This window comes from Streptomyces zagrosensis (assembly GCF_014203645.1).
In the GTDB taxonomy this organism is placed as follows: Bacteria; Actinomycetota; Actinomycetes; order Streptomycetales; family Streptomycetaceae; genus Streptomyces; species Streptomyces zagrosensis.
On sequence record NZ_JACHJL010000053.1, the window covers coordinates 1 to 4,487 of the forward strand.

The 4,487-nt window shown below is 72.7% G+C and carries 1 protein-coding gene; it reads left to right on the forward strand.

Annotated features, from left to right (window positions below; translation table 11 throughout):
• Positions 1-24 precede the first annotated feature (24 nt).
• A partial coding sequence (locus FHS42_RS35925) for a type I polyketide synthase (protein ID WP_184580553.1) occupies positions 25-4,487 on the forward strand: 4,463 nt, incomplete at its 3' end.

The following is a 4,487-nucleotide window of genomic DNA, read 5'->3' on the forward strand; positions in this document are numbered from 1 at the left end:
ATGTCTCCGCATCCGGTGCTTGCCATGGCGGTGGAAGAGACCATCGCCGCTCATGGCACCGATCGCCGCGTCGGCGTCGTGGGTTCCTTGCGCCGCGATGAGGGTGGGTTGAAGCGCTTTCTGCTCTCTCTCGCTGAGGCGCATATCGCTGGGGTACGGATCGACTGGGCCGCGTGCTTCGCGCACTCCCACGCCCGACACATCCCGCTGCCCACCTACGCCTTCCAACACAAGCACTACTGGCTCGACGCCGCTGGCTCCGCCGACGCATCCGCGATCGGCCTCGGCCGCGTCGAGCACCCGGTGCTCGCGGCGGCGGTGCAGGTCGGCGACCGCGACGAGTGGGTCTTCACCGGCCGGGTCTCCCACCAGGGCCAGCCCTGGACCCGCGACCACGCCCTGTTCGGCACCGTGACGCTGCCCGGCGCCGCGCTGCTCGAACTGGTGCTGTCCGCGGGCCGTTACGTCGGATGCGACCTGGTCGAGGAACTGCACCTCGACACCCCGCCCGTCCTGGACGACGACACCCCCCTACGCATCCAGGTCACGCTCGGCGAGCCCGACGCAGACGGCCGCTGCGAGGTCTCCGTCTACTCACGGCCCGACACCGGTACGGAGCGCTCCACCGACGCCGTCCGCCACGCGCACGGCCGCATCGCCCCCAGCGTCGAACCGGCATCGGCCCGGCTGGCCGCGTGGCCGCCCGCCGGCGCCGAGCCCGTATCGGTGGACGCCCTCTATACCGCGCTCGCTGAACTCGGCCTCGACTGCGGCGCGCTTTTCCAGTGTGCCCAATCGGTGTGGATGGCCGGCGGCGATGTGTACGCCGAACTTGCCCTGCCCGACGGCACGGAGCCCGGCGGCTACGCGATCCACCCGGCCCTGCTGGAGTCCGCGCTACACACCACCCACAGGGCCGGCAGCGACACGGCGCCGGCGGCGGCGTCCTGGTCCGGCGTCAGTGTGACCGGGGACTCGACCGCCCAGGCACGCGCCCGCATCACCACGGTCGACGATGGCGCCGTGCGGATCGACGTCTTCGACACCGAGGGCGCCCTCCTGGCCCACGCCGACCGGATCACCGTACGCGCCGCCGACCCTGCCCGCCTCGGGCAGCACAAGGCCGGGCACAACGCGCTGTTCCGCCTTGACTGGACGCCGCTCACCGCAGGCGCGGCCAAGCCGGTGCGTACGGCCGCGATCGGCGAACTCGCGCACGTAGCCGATCAGTACGCCGACCTCGACGCGCTGGAGCAGGCCATCACCGAGGGCGCGCCCGCCCCGCAGGCGGTGCTCGCTGTGCTCGACACGACCGGCGATGACACCCCCACCGCGGTGCGGGACACCGCCGCGCGGGCCGTGGCGCTGGTACGGCGGTGGCCGGCCAACGGCGCCCTGAGCGAGGCCACCCTCGTCGTCGTCACCCGCGGCGCGGTGGCCACCAGCGAGAGCGAGGTGCCCGACGCCGCGCAGGCCGCCGCGTGGGGCGTCGTACGCGCCGCGCAGTCCGAACAACCCGGCCGCATCCTCCTCGTTGACCTCGACACGGACGCCGAAGGCGGGCCCGAATGGGGCACGCTCCTCGGCCTGGACGAGCCGCAACTCGTCGTACGGAACGGCACCGTGCGCGCGCCCCGGCTTGCTCGCGCGAACGGTCCGGCAGCGAGTGGGCCGGCAGCGGGCGGCCCGGCGGCTGACGAGCCGAGCCCCGTGGTGGGTGACGGCACCGTGCTCGTCACCGGCGCCCTCGGCGCCCGCGTCGCCGAGCACCTCGTCACCCGGCACGGCGCCCGGCACGTCGTCCTGGCCGTCCCGCACGCCGCGGCGGCCCTGGACACCCTGCCCGCGGCAGTCCACGTCGCACCCTGCGATGTCACCGACCTCGGCCAACTAGCCGCGCTGATTGGCTCGTTGGAACGGCCGTTGACCTCGGTCGTGCACGCCGCCGGTGTGACGGACGCCGGACTGGTCGAGACGCTGTCCGCCGAGCGGCTGGACGCGGTGTTGCGAGACACGGTCGATACGGCCTGCCACCTGCACGAACTGACCGCCGACCTGCACCTGTCGGCGTTCGTGCTGTTCTCCTCCTTCGCCGGCCTGATCGGCATCCCCGGCCAGGCCGCCGCATCCGCCGCGGACGCCGCGCTGACGGCGATCGCGGGCACCCGACGCGCCGCCGGGCTCCCCGGCACCGTGTTCGCCTGGGGCCTTTGGGCCGATGGCGACGGCGAGGCCACTGGCGCAGCCCCCGCGCTCGTCGCGCAAACCGGCATCGTTCCGCTGCCCACCGAAACCGCCCTCGACCTGTTCGACCGCGGCCTCACCGCGGCCGAGCCGCTGCTGGCCCCCGTCGACCTTGACCCGGCCGTGCTGCGCGAGCAGGCCAGGGCCGGACTGCTGCCCGCCGTGCTGCGCGGCCTCGTGCGCGTGCCCGCCCGGCGCGCCGCGGCCGGCGGCTCCCTCGCGCGCCGTCTGGCCGACGTGCCGGACACTGAACGAGAGTCGGTGGTGCTCGAACTGGTACGGGCGCAGATCGCGTCCGTACTCGGCCACGAATCCGCCGACGAGGTGGACGGCGAACGCGCCTTCAAGGACCTTGGGTTCGACTCCGTCAGCGCCGTCGAACTGCGTAACCGCCTCTCGCGCAGTACCGGTGTCCCGCTGCCCGCCACCGTCGTGTTCGACCACCCCAGCCCGGTCGCCGTCGCCCGGCTGCTGCTGTCGCAGATCGACGGCCCAGCGGAGAGCGCCCTGCCCACCGCGCAGAAGAGGCGCGGCGCCGTGGACGAACCACTTGCCATTGTCGGCATCGGCTGCCGCTACCCCGGCGACGTCGCCTCCGCCGATGACCTGTGGCAGCTCGTCGCCGATGGCCGCGACGCGATCGGCCCGCTGCCCACCGACCGCGGCTGGGACCTGGAACGCCTCTACAGCGAGGACCGCGAGCAGATCGGCACGACGTACGCGCGCGCCGGCGGATTCGTCACCGGCATGGGCGGCTTCGACGCCGAGTTCTTCGGCATCAGCCCACGCGAAGCGACCGCCATGGACCCGCAGCAGCGGCTGCTGCTGGAAACCTCGTGGGAGACCCTGGAGCACGCGGGAATCGACCCGACGTCCCTACGCGGCACCGACACCGGCGTCTACGTCGGCATCACCGGCTCCGACTACAGCATGCTCGTGCCCACCGAGTACGAGGGCTACCGCATCACCGGGACCATGTCCAGCGTCGCCTCCGGCCGCATCGCCTACACCCTCGGCTTGGAAGGCCCGGCCGTCTCCGTGGAGACCGCATGCTCCTCCTCCGGAGTCGCCCTACACATGGCGGCGCAGGCCCTGCACAACGGCGAATGCTCACTCGCGGTCGCCGGCGGCGTCACCTTCATGACAACCCCGATCACCCTGACCGAGTTCAGCCGTCAGCAGGCCGTGTCGCCTGATGGTCGCTGCCGCGCCTACGGGGCCGCGGCGGACGGCACCGGCTTCTCCGATGGCCTGGGCCTGGTCGTCCTGGAACGGCTGTCCGACGCCCGCCGCAACGGGCGCCGCATCCTTGGCCTCATTCGAGGCACGGCCATCAACCAGGACGGTGCGAGCAACGGCCTGACCGCGCCCAGTGGTCCGGCACAAGAACGCGTCATCCGGCAGGCGTTGGCCAACGCCGGACTGACCCCGGGCGAGGTGGACGCCGTAGAGGGCCACGGCACCGGCACCGTGTTGGGTGACCCCATCGAGGCGCAGGCGCTGCTCGCGACGTACGGACAGGACCGCGCGGGGGACCCGCTGTGGCTGGGCTCCATCAAGTCCAACATCGGCCACACCTCGGGCGCCTCCGGCGTCGCCGGCGTCATCAAGATGGTCATGGCGATGCGTAACGGCGTACTGCCCAAGACCCTGCACGCCGACGAGCCGTCCCCACACATCGACTGGCAGACAGGCAACGTCGAGCTGCTGACCGAGGCCCGGGCGTGGACCGACCACGGCCGTCCCCGCCGAGCCGGCGTCTCATCGTTCGGGGTGAGCGGCACCAACGCGCACATCATCATCGAAGAGGCGCCTGCCGAAGCCGAGGCCACGGCCGCGGTCGCGGACCCGGCTGAGACCACGCCGGGCCATGCCCCGGCCACGGACGAGGTCCCCCCGCCCCCGGCAGCCGCCACCCCCGTACTGCTCTCAGCACGTACCGAGCCCGCCCTACGCGCCCAGGCCGACCGACTGCGCCGGCACCTGCTGGAGCACCCCGACCTGACCGTGCCGGACATCGGCCACTCCCAACTGACCACCCGCGCACGGCTCGAACACCATGCGGTGCTCGTCGCCGCCGACCGCGACGAACTGGCCGCTGAACTCGCCGTGGTCGCCCTCGGCGACGTCACCGAACTCACGGCCATCGGCCGGGTGGGTGGTGTGGCGAAGCCGGTGTTTGTGTTTCCTGGGCAGGGTGCTCAGTGGGTGGGTATGGCGGTGGAGTTGCTTGATACGTCGCC